The 20,411-nt window shown below is 70.6% G+C and carries 19 protein-coding genes; 8 read left to right on the top strand and 11 right to left on the bottom strand.

The features are described 5' to 3' along the window. Positions 1-113: 113 nt before the first annotated feature. The 4 genes from ACIBG8_RS47940 to ACIBG8_RS47925 form a co-directional block, all read right to left on the bottom strand. Positions 114-1,499 carry a class II fumarate hydratase gene (locus ACIBG8_RS47940; RefSeq protein ID WP_397350006.1) on the bottom strand — a complete coding sequence of 462 codons (1,386 nt, stop codon included), beginning with the start codon at positions 1,497-1,499 and terminating at the stop codon, positions 114-116. Between the two features lie 15 nt (positions 1,500-1,514). Then, entirely contained in the window at positions 1,515-3,041 is a 1,527-nt protein-coding gene (locus ACIBG8_RS47935; RefSeq protein ID WP_397350005.1) for a protein kinase, read from the bottom strand. 35 nt (positions 3,042-3,076) lie between these two features. After that, entirely contained in the window at positions 3,077-4,177 is a 1,101-nt protein-coding gene (locus ACIBG8_RS47930) for a serine/threonine-protein kinase (RefSeq protein ID WP_397350004.1), read from the bottom strand. A gap of 70 nt (positions 4,178-4,247) precedes the next feature. Beyond that, complete coding sequence (locus tag ACIBG8_RS47925; protein WP_397350003.1) at positions 4,248-4,856, bottom strand: superoxide dismutase; 609 nt, start codon at positions 4,854-4,856, stop codon at positions 4,248-4,250. Between the two features lie 543 nt (positions 4,857-5,399). Here ACIBG8_RS47925 and ACIBG8_RS47920 point away from each other — a divergent pair. The 3 genes from ACIBG8_RS47920 to ACIBG8_RS47910 all read left to right on the top strand — a co-directional run bounded on the left by ACIBG8_RS47920 (position 5,400) and on the right by ACIBG8_RS47910 (position 6,913). After that, on the top strand, positions 5,400-5,588 hold the full coding sequence (locus ACIBG8_RS47920) for a DUF5999 family protein (RefSeq protein WP_397350002.1): 189 nt from the start codon (positions 5,400-5,402) through the stop codon (positions 5,586-5,588). Between the two features lie 126 nt (positions 5,589-5,714). Further along, complete coding sequence (locus tag ACIBG8_RS47915) at positions 5,715-6,050, top strand: PadR family transcriptional regulator (RefSeq protein WP_397350001.1); 336 nt, start codon at positions 5,715-5,717, stop codon at positions 6,048-6,050. Further along, positions 6,047-6,913 carry an HD domain-containing protein gene (locus ACIBG8_RS47910; protein ID WP_397350000.1) on the top strand — a complete coding sequence of 289 codons (867 nt, stop codon included), beginning with the start codon at positions 6,047-6,049 and terminating at the stop codon, positions 6,911-6,913. The genes ACIBG8_RS47915 and ACIBG8_RS47910 overlap by 4 nt, the downstream gene beginning before the upstream one ends. Before the next feature lie 39 nt (positions 6,914-6,952). Here ACIBG8_RS47910 and ACIBG8_RS47905 read toward each other — a convergent pair whose 3' ends face one another. Next, positions 6,953-9,622 carry an SdrD B-like domain-containing protein gene (locus ACIBG8_RS47905; RefSeq protein WP_397349999.1) on the bottom strand — a complete coding sequence of 890 codons (2,670 nt, stop codon included), beginning with the start codon at positions 9,620-9,622 and terminating at the stop codon, positions 6,953-6,955. Positions 9,623-9,750: 128 nt separating this feature from the next. On the opposite strand from ACIBG8_RS47905, the gene ACIBG8_RS47900 reads away from it, so the two are divergent. After that, complete coding sequence (locus ACIBG8_RS47900; RefSeq protein ID WP_397349998.1) at positions 9,751-10,398, top strand: hypothetical protein; 648 nt, start codon at positions 9,751-9,753, stop codon at positions 10,396-10,398. On the opposite strand, the gene ACIBG8_RS47895 is transcribed toward ACIBG8_RS47900, so the two are convergent. The 5 genes from ACIBG8_RS47895 to ACIBG8_RS47875 all read right to left on the bottom strand — a co-directional run bounded on the left by ACIBG8_RS47895 (position 10,373) and on the right by ACIBG8_RS47875 (position 16,136). Continuing rightward, positions 10,373-11,275, bottom strand: a complete 903-nt coding sequence (locus tag ACIBG8_RS47895) for a Dyp-type peroxidase (protein ID WP_397349997.1) — start codon at positions 11,273-11,275, stop codon at positions 10,373-10,375. The genes ACIBG8_RS47900 and ACIBG8_RS47895 overlap by 26 nt on opposite strands. Next, entirely contained in the window at positions 11,272-12,534 is a 1,263-nt protein-coding gene (locus ACIBG8_RS47890) for a nitrous oxide reductase family maturation protein NosD (protein WP_397349996.1), read from the bottom strand. The genes ACIBG8_RS47895 and ACIBG8_RS47890 overlap by 4 nt, the downstream gene beginning before the upstream one ends. 70 nt (positions 12,535-12,604) lie before the next feature. After that, positions 12,605-14,245 carry a fumarate hydratase gene (locus ACIBG8_RS47885; protein WP_397349995.1) on the bottom strand — a complete coding sequence of 547 codons (1,641 nt, stop codon included), beginning with the start codon at positions 14,243-14,245 and terminating at the stop codon, positions 12,605-12,607. A 163-nt stretch (positions 14,246-14,408) separates the two neighbouring features. Continuing rightward, positions 14,409-14,831, bottom strand: a complete 423-nt coding sequence (locus ACIBG8_RS47880; protein WP_397349994.1) for an SRPBCC family protein — start codon at positions 14,829-14,831, stop codon at positions 14,409-14,411. Between the two features lie 9 nt (positions 14,832-14,840). Continuing rightward, positions 14,841-16,136: an alpha/beta hydrolase family protein gene (locus tag ACIBG8_RS47875; RefSeq protein WP_397349993.1), complete on the bottom strand. Its 1,296-nt coding sequence runs from the start codon at positions 16,134-16,136 to the stop codon at positions 14,841-14,843. Positions 16,137-16,227: 91 nt separating this feature from the next. On the opposite strand from ACIBG8_RS47875, the gene ACIBG8_RS47870 reads away from it, so the two are divergent. Genes ACIBG8_RS47870 through ACIBG8_RS47860 form a run of 3 tightly spaced genes read left to right on the top strand, consistent with a single transcriptional unit; the run spans position 16,228 to position 18,168 of the window. Continuing rightward, positions 16,228-17,322 (top strand): sensor histidine kinase, encoded by a 1,095-nt coding sequence (locus ACIBG8_RS47870; protein WP_397349992.1) that lies wholly within the window; start codon positions 16,228-16,230, stop codon positions 17,320-17,322. Next, positions 17,319-17,975 carry a response regulator gene (locus ACIBG8_RS47865; protein ID WP_397349991.1) on the top strand — a complete coding sequence of 219 codons (657 nt, stop codon included), beginning with the start codon at positions 17,319-17,321 and terminating at the stop codon, positions 17,973-17,975. The genes ACIBG8_RS47870 and ACIBG8_RS47865 overlap by 4 nt, the downstream gene beginning before the upstream one ends. A gap of 46 nt (positions 17,976-18,021) precedes the next feature. Next, the gene (locus ACIBG8_RS47860; protein WP_397349990.1) at positions 18,022-18,168 is read left to right on the top strand and encodes a hypothetical protein; all 147 of its coding nucleotides are present in this window, start codon (positions 18,022-18,024) and stop codon (positions 18,166-18,168) included. Here ACIBG8_RS47860 and ACIBG8_RS47855 read toward each other — a convergent pair. Then, positions 18,101-18,982, bottom strand: coding sequence for a DMT family transporter (locus ACIBG8_RS47855; RefSeq protein WP_397349989.1), 882 nt, complete (start codon positions 18,980-18,982; stop codon positions 18,101-18,103). The two genes, ACIBG8_RS47860 and ACIBG8_RS47855, sit on opposite strands and share 68 nt — an antisense overlap. A gap of 59 nt (positions 18,983-19,041) precedes the next feature. Here ACIBG8_RS47855 and ACIBG8_RS47850 point away from each other — a divergent pair, with 59 nt between their 5' ends. Continuing rightward, positions 19,042-20,406, top strand: a complete 1,365-nt coding sequence (locus ACIBG8_RS47850) for a PLP-dependent aminotransferase family protein (protein ID WP_397349988.1) — start codon at positions 19,042-19,044, stop codon at positions 20,404-20,406. Positions 20,407-20,411: the final 5 nt, after the last annotated feature.

Here is a 20,411-nt window from a genome sequence, read left to right as displayed (position 1 = left end):
TGTGGCCGGACGCCCCGATGTCACGGCGGGCAACCACGTCAGACTGCCTGCCATGACGCACGGACGGCCACCCGCGTCGGCGGGTGGCCGTCCCCACGGCGACAGCCGTACCCCTAGGGCTTTGTCATCGAGAGGACATCGAGCAGCGCGTCGAGCTGCTCCTCGGTGAACTTGCCGCTCTCGACGTGGCCGCGCTCGACGACCACCTGCTTGATCGTCTTGCGCTCGGCCAGGGCCTGCTTGGCGATCTTGGCGGCCTCCTCGTAACCGACGTACCGGTTGAGCGGCGTCACGATCGACGGCGACGACTCGGCGTACTCGCGCATCCGCTCCACGTTGGCCGTGATGCCGTCGACGCAGCGGTCGGCGAGCAGGCGGGAGACGTTCGCCAGCAGCCTGATGGACTCCAGGATGTTGCGGGCGATCACCGGGAGCTGCACGTTGAGCTCGAAGCTGCCCGAGGCGCCGGCGAACGTGATGGCCGCGTCGTTGCCGATGACCTGCGCCGCGACCATCACGGTCGCCTCGGGGATCACCGGGTTGACCTTGCCGGGCATGATCGAGGAGCCGGGCTGGAGGTCGGGCAGGTTGATCTCGCCGAGACCGGTGCGCGGGCCTGAACCCATCCAGCGGAGGTCGTTGGCGATCTTGTTCAGCGAGACGGCGACGACCTTGAGCTGGCCGGACAGCTCCACGATCGCGTCCTGGGCGCTCTGTGCCTCGAAGTGGTCGGGCGCCTCGACGAAGACGATGCCCGTGGCGGCGCTGAGCTTCTTGATCGCCTCCTCGGCGAACCCGGGCGGGGTGTTGATCCCGGTGCCCACCGCTGTGCCGCCCAGGGGGAGCTCCACGACGTGCGCCATGGCCGATCTGACCCGCTCGACGCCGTGCTCGATCTGCGAGGCATAGCCCGAAAATTCCTGACGAAGCGTGACGGGGGTGGCGTCCATCAGGTGGGTGCGCCCTGCCTTCACCACGCCGTCGAACTCCGTCGCCTTCACCCGCAACCGCCGCGCGAGATGCTGCAAGGACGGCAACAGGTGATAGGAGACCTCCGTCGCGGCGGCCACCCTGATCGAGGTCGGGAAGACGTCGTTCGACGACTGCGAGGCGTTCACGTGGTCGTTCGGGTGCACGGGACGGCCCAGCCGCTCCTCGGCCAGGCTCGCGATCACCTCGTTGGCGTTCATGTTGGACGACGTGCCCGACCCGGTCTGGAACACGTCGATCGGGAACTGGTCGTCGTGCTCGTTCTCCGCCACGTCGGCCGCCGCCTGCGCGATCGCCTCGGCCAGGTCCTTGTCGATCACCCCGAGCTCGCCGTTGACCTCGGCGGCCACCGCCTTGATCAGCCCCAGGGCGGCGATGTGGGACGGCTCCAGGGTCCGCCCGGACACGGGGAAGTTCTCCACGGCCCGCTGGGTCTGCGCGCGCCACCTGGCGGTAGCCGGGACGCGCACTTCGCCCATGGAGTCATGTTCTATGCGGAACTCACTCATGAGTCCCAGTCTGCATCAGCTCGCCAGCAGCGCCATGATCAGGACGGCGATGACGACGGCCGCGACGGCTGCCACGGCCATGAGGACGAGCATGCCGGTCTTGGCGCTCTTGGGCTGCTCGGGGGTGTTGGCGATGGCGAACAGGTCCGTGCCCAGCCCGCCGCGCCCGTGGGCGATGGTCTCGTCCTGCGGCTCCAGCTCGCGCGGCGGCTGCTGGCCGGGGAACGGCGGCTGGTTCTGGGGCTGCTGGCCCATGGGCGGCTGACCCGTGGGCGGCTGGCCCGTGGGTGGCTGGCCTGTCGGCGGTTGGCCCATGGCGGGCTGGCCCGTCGGCGGCTGGCCTGCCGGGGGCTGGCCTGCGGCTGGGTGGCTTGCGGGGGGCTGGACCGCCGGGGGCCATTCCGGTGGGGCGCTGCGCGGTGGGGTGCTCGGCGGGGTCTGGCCCGGGGGAGTCGGCCAGCCGGACGGCGTCCGCGGGGGAGGCGCGGGGACCGGGTAGACCTGCTGGCCCGGCGAGCCGTTCTGCTGCTGCGGCTGGAACCGGGTCGTGGTGACCGTACCCTCGTCGTCGGACGGCGGCGGCTTCTGCGGCTCCTGCACCGGAGGCTTGGGCGGCACAGGACGCTTCACCGCCATCGTGCGGTCGGCGTCGAACTCCGGTGCTGCCGGGGGCTCCTCCGGCGCCGGGGGGTCGATGACGATGGCCGCCATCTCGCTGGTCGGCGTGTCGGCGACCATGCGCAGCAACGTCTCCGCCTTGGCGGCGGTGAACCGCTGCTTGTGGTTCTTGTGCAACAGCCCTTCGAGGACCGGACGCAACGCCCCCGCCTGGGTGGGCGCGTCCGCGCTCTCGGTCATCAGCGCCGCCAGCGTCTCCGACACCGTGGCCCGCTCGTAGGCGGGACGCCCCTCGACGGCGAAGTACAGCGTCGCCCCGAGCGACCAGATGTCCGACTCGGGCCCGGTGTACTCACCCCGCGCCCGCTCGGGCGCCGTGTAACCGGGCGAGCCGATCACCATGCCGGTCTTGGTGAGCTTCGTGTCGCCCTCGGACTTGGCGATGCCGAAGTCGGTCAGCACCACCCGCCCGGTCTCGGTGATGAGCACGTTGCCCGGCTTCACGTCGCGGTGCGTGATGCCCTGCGCGTGCGCGGCCCGCAGCGCGCCCAGCAGGTCGACGCCGATCTCGGCCACCAGCCTGGGCGGCAGCGGACCCTCCTCGTCGATCACCTGCTCCAGCGAGCGGGCCTCGATGAGCTCCATGATGATCCACGGACTGTTGTCCTGGATCAGCACGTCGTGGATCGCGGCGACGGACGGATGGTTGATGCGCGCTGCGGTGCGGCCCTCGCGGACCATGCGCTCGCGCAGTTCGGCGCGCTGTTCCTCGGTGAGACCCGGATCCTGGCGAATCTCCTTGACCGCGACCTCGCGCCCGAGGGCACGGTCGCGGGCGCGCCAGACGGTACCCATGGTCCCCCGACCAAGTGGCGCGATCAGCTCGTAGCGCTCCGCGAGCAGGCGGGTCTGCTGTTCCGGCATGGGAAGAAGATATCGATTCTCGCTTGGGAAGTGCTTTACCCTCGCTTGCGAAGTTCTCGTGGCCAGAACCGCCGAGGAAGACACAACTTTATCACCGCAGCCATGAAGCGGGCATAAGCGGACGGAGCGGGCTTGGATTCCACCTGCTTCCTGTGCGAACCGGTGCTCCTCGGGGGCGGGACGGCCAGCGCGGCTGCGGTGGCCTCCGCCCTGTGTAGGCCCCGGTGGGCGGGCCTCCTGGCGAAGGTGGGCGCGGTCAGCACCGGCGACATGCGCACAGGTCTGCGCGCGACGGGCGTCAGCGGCTCCTCGGCCGAGCCGCCGGCAGCGACCCTGGCCAGCATGAGCGAGGCGCGCACGGAGTCGATGCGGGTCTCGGGATCGATGCGGAGCAGCGCGTCGAGGATCGGCGCGAGCGGGCCCGCCTTGGCCATGGGGATTGGTTCGCCGCTGGTGAGCGCGGCCAGGGCGGCGGCAGCCGTACGCCTGCCGTGCAGACCCCGGCCCTCGACGGCCGTGTAGAGGGTCGCGCCGAGCGACCACAGGTCGGCGGCCGGGCTGGCCTTCGCGCCGAGCACCCGCTCTGGCGCGATGTAACCGGCAGAGCCGAGCACGATGCCCGCCTGGGTGATCGAGACGTCGCCCTCCAGGGCGGCCAGCCCGAAGTCGGTCAGGACCGCGCGGTCCTCGGTCACCAGCACGTTGCTGGGCTTCACGTCGCGGTGCAGGATCCCCTTGGCGTGTACGGCACGCAGCGCGCCCAGGATCTGCCGCCCGATCTCCGCGGCGTTGCGCGGGTGCAGCGGGCCCTCCTCCTGGATGAGCTGCTCCAGGGATCTCGCCTGGAGCAGCTCCATCACGATCCAGGGCCGCTCGTCCTCGGTCACCACGTCGAAGACGGTGATCACCGAGGGGTGGGCGACCATCGCGGTCGCCCTGCCCTCACGCTCGGTGCGGGCGCAGAGCTCGGCGCGCAGGTCCTCGTCGAGGACCACCGGCAGCCTGACCTCCTTGACGGCCACGTCGCGGTTCAGCAGCTCGTCGTGCGCCCGCCAAACGGTACCCATGCCGCCGCGCCCGACCGGCTCCATAAGCCGATAGCGCGCGGCAAGGAGGTAACCGGACGGCGCACGCATGGCAGGCAGCTTACCTATTTGTGGATTCTGACAAGTAGAGGCCGGGCCGATAAAATATTGCGAACTTCTGTCAAGCTGTCTGACTCGTCACGTCAGTAAAGCGGCGCGCCACATCGTCCCAGTTCACGAGGCCCCACAGCTTCTCCACGTAGTCCGGGCGGACGTTGCGGTACTGCAGGTAGTAAGCGTGCTCCCAAGCGTCGAACACCAGCAGCGGTGTGGAATTCATGCCCACGTTGCCGTGGTGGTCGTAGATCTGCTCGACCACGAGGCGCCTGCCGAGCGGCTCCCAGGCCAGCACGCCCCACCCGGAACCCTGCACGCCGGACGTCGCGGCGGTCAGCTGCTTCTGGAAGGCCTCGAAGGTGCCGAAATGCTCGGTGATGGCGTCACCGAGCGCGCCGTCGGGGCGGTCGCCGCCGTCGGGGGAGAGGTTCTCCCAGAAGATCGAGTGCAGGACGTGGCCGGACAGGTGGAACGCGAACGTCTTCTCCAGGCCGACGAGGTTGGAGAAGTCGCCCTTGTCGCGCGCCTCTGCGAGCCGTTCGACGGTGTCGTTGGCACCCTTGACGTACGCGGCGTGGTGCTTGGCGTGGTGGAGCTCCAGGATCTCGCCGGTGATGGCGGGCTCCAGAGCCGCGTAGTCGTAGGGCATGTCGGGCAGGCGGTAGTCACCCATCGAGTGCTCCTTTCAAGAGATCTCGACACTATTGCAAGTCATTCGCACTTGCATCAGCCTTGCGACCTAGGACTACGATGGGCTTGTTTGGTCCCGAGCGCGATGCGGGCAGGCCCTTCGACCTGCCCGCATCCGCCCTGTCCTGGCCCTGGCCTCGCGCTCGTTCCCGCCTCTGATCGTCCTGTGGTGAGTAGGGGTTTACTCAGGACCGGGCGCCTTTTGCGCGCCTAACGTGAAGGTGGGCAAGCACCCTGCAGGCCATCGTCAGCGTTCTGTAGGCGACTGGTAAGCGTATGGATGCATGCTCATCACATGACCTCGACGAACAGGCCGGAAAATGTCGGTGATGGACGTCAGAATGAGGTCGTGCGACCGAGTTTCACCGACTTCGCTGAAGGACGTGATGAGGATGCGACAGGTGCAGATCAGCAGGCGGCCGTCGAAACGCCCGGCCAAGAACACGATCGACCTCCGCACACCATCGGGGCGCCAACTGCCCTACTGAACACAGATCCACAGGAGCGTCACCTGAGAGGTGTCACGATGTGCCAGCACCAGCCCACCTGCCCCACCGCCTACGCCGCTGACCGCGAGGCTTCGCACGTGCTCGTAGCCCACCCCGACCAGGGCTGGAGCCTGCTGTGCAACGGGATCGTCCTTTTCGAGGACACCGGCCTGCTGCTGCCCGACGGCACCGTCGTCGCCCCCCACCGCACCCTCGCCGCCGCCTGACCCGCCCCACCCCTTCGCGGTGCGCCCGCACTCTCGCGGCCGCCTGACCGCCGCCGAGGATAGGCCTTGCTTCCCTTACTTCCGAGGGACCTCTCGCGTCAGTTCTACCTATGTAGGTTCCGAGATATGTCGGATCCCGCGGTGAAGATGACCTCCACGCGTGAGGCCGTGCTCCAGGTGTTCCTGGCCGATCCCACCCGGGAGTTCTACGGGCTCGAGGTGATCAGGGCGACCGGTCTCGCCAGTGGCACGATCTACCCGATCCTCGCCTACCTCGAAGACGAGCGGAAATGGCTGGAGAGCCGCAGAGAGGCGCCTGAGGCGTACATCGCCGAGAAGCGCCCTCCTCGCACCTACTACCGCATCACCCCCGACGGCGCCGCGCTGGCCCGGGAGGCGATCGCGCGGGCCTACAGGGGACGGCGCCGGCCGGTGCCCGGATGGGCCGGGGGTGGGGCGTGAGCATTCAGGAGATCCTGGACGGCCTGCCCGACCAGCAGCGGGAGCTCGTTGAGCGGGCCCACGTGGTGGCCTCCTACTGGCATCGGGATCAGCGGCGGGCGAGCGGCGAGCCGTACATCTCCCATCCGGTCGCCGTGGCGGCGATCCTGGCCGAGCTGGGGCAGGACCACGAGATGCTGTGCGCGGCCCTGCTGCACGACACCGGCCTCAGCGAGGAGGAGCTGGCCCGCGAGTTCGGTCCGGGCATCGCCGGGCTGGTGCGTGACGTGGCGGCCCTCGACGGGCAGGGTGGCTGGGAGCGGCGGGTGGACGAGCGGGTGCTCACGCTCAAGCTCGCCGATCGCCTGCACAACCAGCGGACGATGCACTTCCTGCCCCGGGAGAAGCAGCGGCGCAAGTCCAGGGAGACGCTGCAGATCTACGCGCCCGTCGCCAGGTGGCTCGGGATGGACCAGGTCGCGCTGGAGCTCGAACAGCTCGCGGGCCCGCCCGGCGGCTCCTTTCGGCTGATCTCCGCGGGGGCGGTCATCCTGCCCGCCGAGGCGCGGGCGCGCTGGTTGCGGGAATGGCTCGGTGAGCTCCACGCCCTGCCCGCCGGGCGGGCGCGGCTGTGGTTCGCTGCGCAGTTGCTCTGGGGGATGCCGCGGATGGCCGCCACGCTGCGCCGGATGCGGCTGGGCGGGTTCGCGCGGTGGATCGTCGCGTCTGACGTCCGGGTGTGGGCACTGCTGACGCCTCCGCTCGCCTGGCTGGTCGTCGACACGGCGATGAGCCGGTTGGGAGACGCGCTGACCCTCGTGATCACCGTGCCACCCGCGCTGGCCGCCGGGATCCACGTGCTGCGCGAGCGGTTCAAGGAGTGAGGGCTCCGGCCCAGGTGGATCACCTGGGCCGGAGAGGGATCACTTGCGCCGGTAGACGCTGCCGGCGGTCTCGTCAGGGTCGGGCGCGGGCGCGCACGAACCGCAGATCGAGAACGTCACGACGGTGGAGCTGCACTGGCCGTACGCGTCGCACGCCTTGATGGTGGGCCGGAACTGACCGGCTTCCGTGGGCGTGCCGGTGATCTTGCCGTCCTTGCCGAGGCTCACCCCCGGCGGCAGCGAGCCGCTGGAGACCTCGAAGGTGACCTTGCCGCCCTCCGGGTCCTCGGAGGTGAGCTGGCCGGTGATCGGCGTGCCGACGGCTCCGGCGACGGTCGCCTCGCTCGGCCGCGGCGCCGTCGGCGGGCGGTTGTCGTACGGCTTGGGCGCCACGACCGGAGGCGTGACCACCGGAGGCGTGACCACCGGGGGCGTCACGACCGGAGGTGTCACGACCGGGGGCGTCACCACTGGAGGTGTCACGACCGGAGGCGTCACCACCGGCGGCTCCGAGGTGGTCGCGCCCGCCGTGTAGCCCACGTCGATCGTGTGGTCGTTGGCCCCTGCCGCCCCGACGGTGACCGTGGCGACGCCCGAGGCCGGGTCGGCGTTGGAGTCGGTGTTCGCCGCCCCCGCCCCCCGCTTGGTCAGCTTCAGGTCGTCGCTGGAGACCCCCTCGGGCAGCCCTGCGGCGTCCGAGGCGTCGAAGGTGAGCGTGCAGGCGGTCTCCGCCGGGACGTTGTTGAACGCGTAGGACCCGTCGGCCCCCGTGGTGGTGATGCGGGCCGTGTCGTCGTCGCAGGCCAGCGCGACCTCGACACCACCGACCCCGTCCTCACGAGCGTCCTGCACCCCGTCGGCGTCGGCGTCGAACCAGACGCGGTCGCCGATCTGGACCGGCGCGGGCGCTGCGAGGAACTCCAGGTCACCGAGCCCGTTCGCCTTGCCGAACAGCGTGCGGTCGTTGTACCAGCTGCCCACGGTGTACGGCTTGCGGTTCACCCTGCCGGTGTTGTTGTCGAAGGCGCGCACGCCGTTCGCCCACACCTCGCCGTACCACGGGTCGACGATGGTGGTCATGACCTCGCCGAACCGCGGCCCGTTGGCCAGCGCCCCGGCCGCCATCTCCTGGTGCCCTCCCCCGTCGAAGAACTCCTCGTTGGGGTAGTACTCGACGGTGCCCGGAGGCTGGTTGCCGCCGAAGGTGCCGTCGTAGTGGTTGGGGCAGGCGCCCTCGCCCTCGAAGTCCCAGCCCTTGCCGTTCCAGCAGGCGCGCTTGATGTCGCCGGCCGCGGAGGTGGGTTCCCTGTTCTGGCCGTCGTTGGCGTCGACGCCGAGGGCCTGGCTGCCGAGCTGGTCGCCGAAGCGGTCGCGGAACCCGAGAAGCAGCGAGCCCCTGTCGAACTCCAGGTCGGTGAGGATGGGCTGCGGGTAGGCGGGTCCGCCGACGTTGCCCTGCCACTTGCTGGGATCCCAGGCACCCTGCCAGGGGTTCCACTCGCCCTTGGAAGCGGCGTCCGTCCAGGCCATGCCGCGCACGTAGTCGAGGCGGTGCGAGAAGACCTTGCGGAAGGTCTTGGTGGCCGGGTTGAAGGTGAGGATGTGCACGGCCAGGTCGGCCTTGCTCTGGGTGCTCTGGCCCGAGCAGACGCCGCCGACGTAGACCTTGCCGTCCTGCACGCCGAGCGCCCACGGCCGCCAGTCGCCGGGGTTCGGGCAGCCGGGGTCGGGGATGGCCGTCGTGGTGGCGGGCTCCTTCATGGTGCCCGGGTCGACCTTGGCGACGTCGAAGGTCAGGAGCTGGCGGGTGGCGAGGTTGACGGCGTAGAGCGTCTTCTCGTCCTCTGACAGGTCGAGGTCACCGAGGCCCTGCTTGCCCGGCACGTCGTAGAAGGCGGAGTCGTGCAGCATGCCGTTCTGACCGTGCTCGGTGCTGCCCGCGTTGGCGAGCTTGGCGAAGCCGGAGGCCTTGCCACCGGCGTCCACGACGTAGATGCCGCCGCTGCCCAGCGGGCCGTACTTGGTGTGCCGCTTGGCCATGGCGCTCGTGAAGAGCAGCTTGCTCTGCCGCTGCCAGGCCAGGCCGTACGTCGTGCCGACGTCTCCCTGGTTCGCCCGCAGGTCGGGGCGGGCGCTGTTGCGGTCGCCCGTCCTGTCGAAGGGCCAGCTCACCACCGCGGACAGGGCGGGGTCGACCTCCTTCTGCTGGTCGTTGTTGAAGCCGCGGTGCAGCGGCGAGGCCAGCATGGGGTCGGCCTGCACGTAGTCGGCCGGGTTGTGCACGCCGATCGTCACCGCGGCCGCCTGGCCACCGCTGACGTCGACGAAGCTGGTCAGGGGGGACAGCGACGGCGCTGGACCGTAGGCGGGGGCCGGTTTGAGATACGGCATGCCGCTCGGAATGGTCGCCTCGACCCGGTACCTGCCGCCGGTCAGCCCAGCGGTCGCGGGCGAGAAGGCGGCCGCGCCCTGGGCGTCCGTGGTGGCGCTCGCCACGGCCCCGGTGTCGTCGTAGAGCTTGACCGTGATGCCGGCCACGCCCGGTTCACGAGCGGCGGTGTAGCTGCCGTCGGAATCGTTGTCGCGGACGACGGTCACGCTGACCGCCCCGTCATCTGCTTGTGCGGGGGCCGCGATCACGGCCATCCCCGCGAGCCCGGCGGCGACGGCAGTCACCGCGCCCAGGCCCTTGCGGACTGATCTCCCCATCGAAGTGCCTATCTGAATATAGGTGCACACGTGTGATTACACGCGGTTACCAGATGGCTTTGCCCGGGAGTCGCCCAAGTCAACGTCAAGGTCGATTGAGAACCTGCACCCGGGGAGAGATGAGGGACGTGAGAATCGCCCTCGCCGCCGCCGCGGTCCTGCTCACCGCGTGTGCGGGCGTCGACAGCCGCCCCGTCACCGGCGACGAGGCCAACCGCCTGGCCCTCGTCCGGCTGGCCAACCACAACGAGCGCGGCGCCGCGTTCTCCACCACGCTGGTGGACCAGGGCAGGGAGCTGGCGATCCGCGGCTGGGTCGACTGGCGCAGACCGATGGTCTACGCGGCGGTCAACGGCGCGATGCTGGTCCAGGCGGTGCCCGGCGCGCTGGCCGAGCTCCAGCAGCCCGCCGAGGTCCCGCCGTTGCCGGTCCCTCAGGGCCAGTGGCGAGCGCGCCCGCTCAGGCCTGGGCCGCAGGGCAGCCCCTTCGACTCGTTCCTGGCGATCATGCTCGGGCTGGCCGCGGACCGCCCGGACAACCCGCAACTCCTGCTCCAGCAGGGCGCAGCCTGGATCGGCGAGGACGGCGAGCTGGACGGCTTCCGCGGCCCGAACTCGGGGCGGGACGGCTCGCGCGGCGGCGGCATCAGGTACTGGATCGACCGGCGCGGCCGGTTGCACCGCCTGGAGCTGACCCTGGGCACGGCCGAGCCCATGACCGTGCTGCTGGAGCGGGGGTCCCCGCCCGCCATCACGCCGGTGGGACCGCTGGCCTGACCGCCGAGGGGACCCAGAAGATCCCCGACGCCGTGGTCGTCACGTAGGCCATCAGCGCGTCGCCCTCGTCCAGCCTGGCCTGGGTGGCGGTGAACGTGCGCGGGTCGCGCTGGTAGGAGACGAAGAGCAGGCCGCGGTCGGCTGGGCCGTTGTCGTAGGTGAAGCCTCGGCGCAACATCATGCCGCTGCCCGACGCGAGCGCGTGCGCCCGCCGCACGTGCGCGTCGGCGGGGATGAGCCACTGGCCGTCGGGGGTCTTGGCATGCAGGTCGGCCAGCCCGCGCGGCGGGCCGCCGGACAGCGGCGCGCCGTCGTCCCTGCGCCGGCCGACGACCCGCTCCTGCTCCTCGACCGTCAGCGCCAGGAACCGGTCGGCGTCCAGGCGGAGCCGGCGCACCACGGCCACGGTCGAGCCGTCGGGACGCCACACCTCGGACCGGAACTCGGCCTCGGTGGCGGGGTTGACGATCGGGTCGTGGAATCCCAGCAGGTTGCGTCCCGAGCGGAAGCCGTCCTGGACCCATCGCGGGCGGCGGCCGAGCAGCGCGTTCACGTCCGTCGCCGCCCGGGAGAGCGCCGTCCGATCCGACCCGGACACCTGCACGAGGAGGTCCCCGCCCCGGCACTCGGGCGCGATGTGCTCGCGGGCGAACGCGGGAAGCTCGGCGATCTCGCCGCTCAGCCTGGGGCCCAGGCCGTACATCGCGGTGAGGTCGCCGGTGGCGAGCCGCGCCAGCCGTTCGGCGAACCCCGTGGGGAGCCGGTCGGCCTGGAAGACCATCAGCCGCGTGAGCAGGGCAGGGCCGGACGCCGGTGCGCACGCCGTACCGAGCAGACAGGCCAGCCCGGCCCCGAGAAGGGTGCGGCGCGAGGTCACCGGCGCCCGCCCTCGGCGAGCAATCCAGGTCCCGGTACGGCCAGCGCCCGCCAGTCCGCCGTGACGCCCGCCGCGCGCGGGTGCGGCGCTGTCGCGGGGTCGGCCATCGACACCTGCGCGGGCGGCGGCGGCACTTCGAGGAACGACATCCCGGCCGGTGCCCGCACGGCCCGTGGCGCGGTGTGCGGCAGCGTCCCGCCCGGGCAGCGCGGCAGCCGGGCCGGTGGGTGCGCGCTGTTGGCGAGGAAGCAGTTCTCCCTGCCGGGGGCGCGGCGCGAGGGCACGTAGGCCAGGTCGGTCCCGTTGCGTGTCATGGCGTTGCCGGTCACGCGGTTGCCGATGGGGGACAGGTCCTCGCTGGAGGAGACGATCACGCCCACGGACGGGTTGCCCTCGATACGGTTGCGGACGATCAGGTTGTCCTGCCCGCCGCCGATGCCGATCCCGACGCCGAAGGCCCCTTCCGCGTGCGCGGGGGAGTCGGCCGAGGCGTTGTCGGCGATCAGGTTGCCCGCCACCACCGACTCCTGCTGGGGGATGAACGCCTCCTGGTAGTCGGAGGTGATGCTCAGCCCGACCCGGTTGGCGACCAGGCGGTTGCCCAGCACGTAGACGCCCTTGGAGGCGTTGGCGTTCTCCAGACCGACCGCGTTGTGCTCGGCGACGTTGTCCCGGATGACCGTGTCGCACGGCTTGCACTGGCCGAGGTAGATGCCCGAGTCAGAGCCGCCGGACGCGTGGTTGCGCTCGATGACGCCGTTCCTGGCGTCGAAGGCGTAGATGCCGTAGAGGCCGTTGTCCGTCGCGGTGACATAGCGGACGGCGAAGCCGTCCAGCAGGGGGAACCTGGCCGGGTCGAGCGGCTTGTAACCGGTGCTGCCCCGGCCCAGCCCGGCCCCGGAACTGTCGGTCATGCCGGTGACCAGCACCCCGTTGAAGGCGTAGCGCGTGACGGTCAGGTTCTCCACCGACACCCCGGGCGCGGTCACGACCACGCCGTCGGGGCGGGTGCCCTCGCCGTCCAGGACCACGGTGTTGCGGTCGAGGCCGCGCAGCGTCACCCCGGGTACGGCGACGCGCACGGATTCGCGGTAGAGGCCGGGCGAGATCAGCACGAGCCCGCCCGGGTTCACCTGGGTGACGGCCCGCGCGATCGTGCTCGCGTCCTGCGGCACCCGGACCACGTCGGCCCGCGCGGGCGGCTGGGCCGCGCACGCCGTACCGCCGAGCAGCAGCAGGACCGCCATGACCGTTCGCATGCAGCCATGATCGGCCGGGCGTCCTGGCCCGGGGTACGGACACGCTCCTCTTGGAGAGAAATTACGAAGGTCAGCGGCGGCCGATGGAGAGGACCGGGCCGGTCCTGTCGGTGAAGAAGTCGTCGCCCTTGTCGTCCACCACGATGAACGCCGGGAAGTCCTCGACCTCGATCTTCCAGACCGCTTCCATGCCCAGCTCGGGGTATTCGAGCACCTCGACCTTCTTGATGCAGTCCTGGGCCAGGCGCGCGGCAGGGCCGCCGATCGAGCCCAGGTAGAAGCCGCCGTACTTCTGGCAGGCGTCGGTCACCTGCTTGGAGCGGTTGCCCTTGGCGAGCATGACCATGGATCCGCCCGCCGCCTGGAACCGCTCGACGTAGGAGTCCATGCGCCCGGCCGTGGTCGGGCCGAAGGAGCCGGAGGCGTAGCCCTCGGGGGTCTTGGCCGGTCCGGCGTAGTAGACGGCGTGGTCCTTGAGGTAGGCGGGCATCTCGCCGCCCGCGTCGAGGAGCTCGGCGATCTTGGCGTGCGCGATGTCGCGGGCGACGACCAGGGGGCCGGACAGCGACAGGCGGGTCTTCACCGGATATTTCGTGAGCTCGGCCAGCACTTCGGACATCGGGCGGTTGAGGTCGATGCGGACGACGTCGTCCGACAGGTGCTCGTCGGTGGTCTCCGGGAGGAAGCGCGCCGGGTCGGTCTCCATCTTCTCCAGGAAGACACCCTCGCGGGTGATCTTGGCGAGCGCCTGGCGGTCGGCCGAGCAGGACACGGCGATCGCGACCGGGCACGACGCGCCGTGGCGAGGGAGGCGGATGACGCGGACGTCGTGGCAGAAGTACTTGCCGCCGAACTGCGCGCCGATGCCCAGCTTCTGGGTCAGCTCGAAGACCTTGGCCTCCAGCTCGACGTCGCGGAAGCCGTGGCCGGAGGCGCTGCCCTCGGTGGGGATGGAGTCGAGGTAGCGGGCCGAGGCGTACTTCGCCGTCTTCAGGGCGAACTCGGCCGACGTGCCGCCCACGACGATGGCCAGGTGGTACGGCGGGCAGGCGGCCGTGCCGAGGGAGCGGATCTTCTCCTCCAGGAAGGCCAGCATGCGCTTCTCGTTGAGAACCGCCTTGGTCTCCTGGTAGAGGAACGACTTGTTGGCCGAGCCGCCGCCCTTGGCCATGAAGAGCAGCTTGTAGGCGTCGTCGCCCTCGGCGTACAGCTCGATCTGGGCGGGCAGGTTGTTGCCGGTGTTCTTCTCGTCCCACATCGTCAGCGGGGCCATCTGCGAGTAGCGCAGGTTGAGCCTGGTGTAGGCGTCGTAGACGCCGCGCGAGATGTGCTCGGCGTCGCGGCCGTCGGTGAGGACGTGGCGGCCGCGCTTGCCCATGACGATCGCGGTGCCGGTGTCCTGGCACATGGGCAGCACGCCGCCGGCCGAGATCGAGGCGTTCTTGAGCAGGTCGAGCGCGACGAACCTGTCGTTGCCGCTGGACTCGGGGTCATCGATGATCTTGCGGAGCTGGGCGAGGTGCGACGACCGCAGGTAGTGCGAGATGTCGTGGATCGCGGTCTCGGTGAGCAGGCGCAGGGCCTCGGGGTCGACCTCGAGGAACGTCCTGCCCGCCGCCTCGACCGTCCGCACCCCCTCCTTGGTGATCAACCGGTACTCGGTCTCATCGGCGCCAAGCGGAAGCAGGTCGGTGTAGTCGAACTCGGGCATTACTCGATCCTTTCGGTCCCTTCTGAGGGTACGACCACCGGGTGGTGTCCAAGACCTTTCTGTGGGTACGGCGGAGCCGTGGGATCCGCCGCCCGCCGCACGGGGCTGGGGTCCTCGGGAGGGTGACGCTCACCGAGCGGACGTGGCCGGGCGCCGCAACGGGTCAGTGCACCGACAGCCGTTCTTCGAGGATGCGGGCCCTGGCGAGTTGGACCTTGCGTGCCTGTCCTGAGGCGAAGCGGACGAGGTACCAGGGGGCGGTGAGTTCCAGGCGGTCCTCCACCTGAGTGCCCGACCCTGAAGCCCTCAGGTCGAAGCGGTAGGCCAGCCGTACATTCCCCGGGCTGCGGACCTGGCCGAAGACGGACAGTCCCTCGACGAAGAGCTCCACGTCGATCGGGTTGGTGATCCCGAGCGGGAACCGTTCGACCGCGGTGTACCGGATCATCCCGGCCGCCGAGGTGTCCACGTCGCGGACCTCGACCACCAGCGGCGAGAGGCCGACGTAGTTCGCCGGGGTGGTCAGATGCTCGAACACCGCCGAGGGGGCGGTGTCGAGGTGGAAGCTGTTGACCATCAGGGGCATGCGCCATTGTCAGGGGATCAGCAGTCCCCAGTACAGCGCCCAGGCCACGAACGGCACGGACGCCCCCAGCAGCACCCGCTGCCTGACCGTCGTGGACCGCCACCGGGTCGCCAGGACCACCCCGGAGATCAGCGTCACGAACGCCAGCACCTGCAGCACGATCCAGTCGATCGGCCGTCCGGCCAGCAGCGGCCCGAGGTGGATCCCGCTCCCGTCGGTCGCGCCGTTCATCCGCACCATGGAGACCAGGAACCCGGGTACGGCCAGCAGCCCGCAGACCGCCAGGATCCGCGCCGGCCACGACCGGACCTTGCCGCGCCCGGTGACCAGGTACCCGGCGAACGCCAGCGTCATCGCCAGCATCAGCCCGATCTGCACCTGCCACGACTCCCACCACGCCGACCGCGGCAGGTCGCGGCTGGCGGTCTCCTGCACGGGCAGCGGCTCGGCCGACGAGGCGGGCACGTCGCCCGAGGTCACGTCGCGCACCCACGACCCGACCGCCTCGGGGTAGCCCTTCACGAGGACGCCCTCGGTGCCCAGCGAGTGGCCGGAGGGGAAGAACTTCACGGTCAGGCTGCCGGTCAGCGACCTCTTGAACACCTGGGCGCTCTCCGCGGCCATGACCTGGTTGTCTTCCTTGCCCCACAGGGCCAGCACCGGCTGCTTGACCTGGCTCAGCGTGGCCGACGGGTCGCGGTAGGCCTCGGGGAAGAGCCCGGCGTCGCCGACGAGGCGGAAGAACTGCCTGTCCAGCGCGCCGACCACCGAACCCTTGACCTCGGCCCGGTTGAGCTTGTTGGCCATGTTCCACGCCTGGGTGCGCAGCGCGCCGTAGCCGGGGCCGCCGACGGTGACCATGAACTTCACGTCGGAGGAGCGGGAGGCGATGATCGGCGCCACCCAGCCGCCCTCGCTGATGCCCCAGATGCCGGTCTTGGCGGGATCCACCTCCGGCTGCTGGCGCAGCACCGCGAAGGCCTTCAGCGCGTCGTCGGCGAGCTGGGAGAAGTCCCGCTTCGTCGAGGAGTAACCACCGCTGCGCTTGTCGGGGGCCAGGACGGCGATGCCCTGGCGGGCGAACGCCTCCGCCTCGACCTGCAGCTCCTGCCAGCTGTTGCCCTTGCCCGACCCGTGCACCAGGAGCATCGCGGGGAGCTTCCCCGTGGCTGAGGCGGGCTCGAAGATCCGGCCGCCGAGGGTCTCGCCGTCGCTCGTCGTGAACGTCACGTCGTGGGACTTCAGGTCCGCGCCGGTGGGCTGCAGCAGTGCGGAAAGGGCCAGGCCGATAAGAGCAATCTTCATGCCTTAAGTCTCGAAAAATCCGACCTCAGGCACATCGCCGACGCGGGCGGTTGTGCGGCTCCCCCGCGCGGGGGAGATACCTTTGGGCGCTGTGTCGGATTTCCCCCTCTTGCGGCGGATCGTCGATGACCTGAAACGGCTGCCGCCGCTCGTCATCGACCTCGCGCTGACCATCGGCGCGCTCGTCGCGCAGTCGGCGCCGTACGTCTCCGACGAGCGCGCCGGCACCTGGACGCCGCTGCAGTATCTGCCCATCCTCGTGGCCACGCTGCCGATCCTGGCCAGGCGGCGCTTCCCGCTGATCAGCTTCCTGGTGATCCTGCTCGGGATGTCGTCCTACGACTGGCTCGGCCGCGGCATGCCGAGCCAGCCCAACTGGTACGCCTTCCTCATCGCGACCTACACGATCGCCGAGCGGTCACCGTTCAGGATCCGCATGGGCGTGATCGTGCTGACCGTGGTCGGCTCGGTCATCGGCTCCGGCTCGTTCGACACCCTGGTGCGCGGGCTGGTGAGCTGGGCCGGCGCGTACGCCATCGGCAGGGCGGCGGCGATGCACAGGGAGCGGCTGGTCATGCGCCAGCAGGAGGCGACCGAGCGGGAGCGCACCAGGATCGCGCGCGAGATGCACGACATCCTGGCCCATGCGGTCAGCGTCATGGTGGTCCAGGCGGAGGCCGGGCCGCTGGCCGTACGGACGAAGCCCGAGCGGGCCGAGGCGGCGTTCGACGCCATCGCGGCCGCGGGGCGCGACGCCATGGGTCAGCTGCGCAGGATGCTCGGGTTGCTCAAGGAGGAGGAGGGCGTCCGCGATCCGCAGCCGACCCTCGACCGGCTCCCCGAGCTGGTCGCGCGGGTCGACGGCGCCACGCTCGTCGTCACCGGCGAGCCCGTCCCCATCGGCCAGGACATCGAGCTGGCCGCCTACCGGATCGTTCAGGAATCGCTCACCAACACAGTCAAGCACGCGGGAGCGGGCGAGGTCGAGGTGCGGCTCGACTGGAAGGACAACGCGTTGACGATCACCGTCACCGACGACGGCAACGGGACCTCGGCCAACCTCAGCGGCGGCGGTCACGGGCTGATCGGCATCCGCGAGCGCGCGGCGGCCTGCGGCGGCACCGCCACGTTCGGCCAGGCCCCGGGTGGCCGTGGTTTCCGGGTCTCCGTACGGTTGCCCGCATGAGCATCAAGGTAGTGGTGGCCGACGACCAGGAGCTCGTGCGCAGCGGCTTCGCGATGATCCTCGACGCGCAGCCGGACATCGACGTGGTCGCCGAGGTCGGCGACGGCCAGGAGGCCGTGGACAAGGTCCGCGAGCACGCGCCCGACGTGCTGCTCCTCGACATCCGCATGCCGCGCATGGACGGCATCGAGGCGGCCAGGCTGGTCTGCGCGGAGACGCCGACCCGGGTGATCATGCTCACCACCTTCGACCAGGACGACTACGTCTACGACGCGCTCAACGCCGGGGCCAGCGGCTTCCTGCTCAAGGACGTGCGCCGCGACGACCTCGTGCACGCGGTGCGGGTCGTGGCGGCCGGCGACTCGCTGCTGGCTCCGGCGGTGACCAGGCGGCTGATCGACGACATGGTGCGCAAGCAGGTCAGGCCTGGCCCGGTGCACCGGAGCCTGGACGTGCTGACCGAGCGCGAGCGGGAGACGATGGTGCTGCTCGGTCGGGGCATGTCGAACGCGGAGATCGCCGCCGAGATGATCGTCAGCGAGCACACGGTCAAGACCCACGTGAGCAGCGTGCTCAGCAAGCTGGGGCTGCGCGACCGGGTCCAGGCCGTCATCGCCGCCTACGAGACGGGCCTGCTGCAGCCGGGGAAATAACCGTCACTCCAATCTAGTTAAAAGTTCAACTAGATTGGAGCTCATCATGATCTTCGCACTCATCATGGCCGCGGTGGTCGGCCTGGCGCTGACCGTGCCGACGGTGGTCCTGGTGCTCAGGGGCATCAGGACGCAGGAGTGGCCGGTACTGCGACGGCGGCGGGTGATCTACCGCGGCTTCGTCGTGCGCTGAGCCCGACCACGATCCCGGCGACCACCAGCCCGGCCCCGACCAGGTCGGCCCCAGCCGGTACGGCGACGCCCAGCACGAGCCCGGTGATGATCGCGCCCACCGGGATCAGCCCGGCGAACAGCCCGGCCGTGCCGGGACCGAGCTTGGGCAGCGCCGAGTACCACAGGAAGAACGCGACGACGGTGACCACGACCGCCTGGTAGGCGTAGCCGAGCGCCTCGGCGGTCGTGGGCACGCGCAGCATGGAACCGCCCTCGGCGACCAGCCCGACGGCGGCCAGCATGGGGACGGCCAGCGCCGTCGAGTACGCCGACAGCCGGACCGCGCCCAGCTTCGGCAGCAGCGGGATGGCCAGCATCGAGAAGCTCACCTCGCCGACGAACGCCGCCAGCGACCACAGCAGGCCGGTCAGGTTCCCGCTGCCGAGCCCGGTGGCGATGGTCGCGCCCGCGACCACCACCACGGACCCGGCCAGCAGGCGGCGCGAGGGCCTCCCGCCGAGCAGCGCGAGCGCCAGCGGGACGGTGCCGAGCACGGTGCCGACCAGTGCGGGGCCCGAGGCGCGGGTCGCCTCGACGACGGCCACGTTGAAGACGACCAGGCCGAGAACGACGAGGCCGATCAGATAGAGCCATTCGCGGGCGGTCAGCCGGACGGACCGCCCCCGTATCACCGCCATGAGGATGACGGCCGCGACCAGGTAGCGAACGGCCTGCCCGCCGTACACCGGATAGTCCTTGATGAGGCCGGAGACCCCCGCGAGCGTCCCGACCAGGAACATCGCGGTCGCCGCTCTGATCACTCCGTTTGTCATGTGTCAGGATGTTATGAGGCTAATGGCTCGGTGGGAGGGTCCAATCGGGCGGCGAAAGTGTGGACCAATTGGCTGACCTGCATATCTCGATAAATCGCGAAGAGGGTGGGATCGCGGCGCAGATCGCCTGCGAGCTGCGCGAGTCCATCAGGCAGGGGCGGCTGGAAGCAGGAGTGCGGTTGCCCGCCACTCGCGACCTCGCCGCTGATCTGCAGGTCTCGCGCGGAGTCGTGGTCGAGGCCTACGAGCAGCTCGTCGCGGAGGGGTTCCTGCTGTCGCGGGTCGGCGTGGGCACCGTCGTCGCCCCGGCCGGCTCGCGCGAGGAGCCCCCGGCGCCACCCCAGCCGCCACCCGTCTGCACGCCCTTCTACGGACATCGGGCCACCTCGCCAGATCTGAGCAGTTTCCCGCGCGAGCGCTGGCTCGCCTCGCTGCGCCACGTCCTGGCGCACGTGCCCTCGGACGCCCTCGACTACGGCGACCCTGGTGGCGTTCCCGAGCTGCGCGAGGAGCTGGCCGGATACCTCAGGCGGGTCAGGGCGGCCGACGTGCATCCGGAGAACCTCATGATCGTCGGCGGCGTCGCCCAGGGGCTGAGCCTGACGCTGCACGTGCTCGGCGGGATCCGGCTGGCCGTCGAGGACCCGACGAGCAACCGCCAGATCCCGCTGCTGCGCCGCGCAGGGGCCGAGATCGTCCCCGTGCGCGCCGACGAGCAGGGCATCGACGTCGGTGCGCTGCGCGCGAGCGGCGCGGACGCCGTGCTCGTCACCCCGGCGCACCAGTACCCCACGGGCGTGGTGCTGTCGCCGGGACGCAGGGCCGAGCTGATGGCCTGGGGCGGGCTGATCCTGGAGGACGACTACGACGCCGAGTTCCGCTTCGACCGCGACCCGGTCGGCTGTCTTCAGGGGCTCGCGCCCGACCGGGTGGTGCTGTCGGGCAGCATCAGCAAGTCGATGGCCCCCGGCCTGCGCATCGGCTGGGTCGCCGCCCCGGCCGACCTGGCCCATGGCGTACGGCAGGCAAGAGGCGAGCTCGACCTCGGCTCGCCCGTCATCGACCAGTACGCGCTGGCCCACTTCCTGCGCACGGGCGCCTACGACCGCCACCTGCGCAAGGCGCGCAGGGAGTACAGGCGCAGGCGCGACGCGCTGGTCAAGGTGCTGGCCGAGCACCTGCCCGAGGTCCGCGTGCACGGCATCGAGGCGGGGCTGCACGTGTACCTGGAGCTGCCGCCGGACTGGGACGAGCACGGGCTGGCGCTGGCGGCGCAGAGCCTCGGGCTGGCTGCCGAGCCGGTCGGGCCGATGCGCTTCACCCCAGGACCTCCGGCGATCGTCGTGGGATTCGCCAGGCTGCCGGTCCACAAGACGGCGGAAGCCATAGCGGCGCTCCGCTCCCTGACGTCGTCGCGCCGATAGAGCTC

The sequence above is a fragment of the Nonomuraea sp. NPDC050556 genome, from assembly GCF_044457355.1.
Taxonomy (GTDB): Bacteria; Actinomycetota; Actinomycetes; order Streptosporangiales; family Streptosporangiaceae; genus Nonomuraea.
This window is presented reverse-complemented; position numbering and strand designations above follow the sequence as displayed.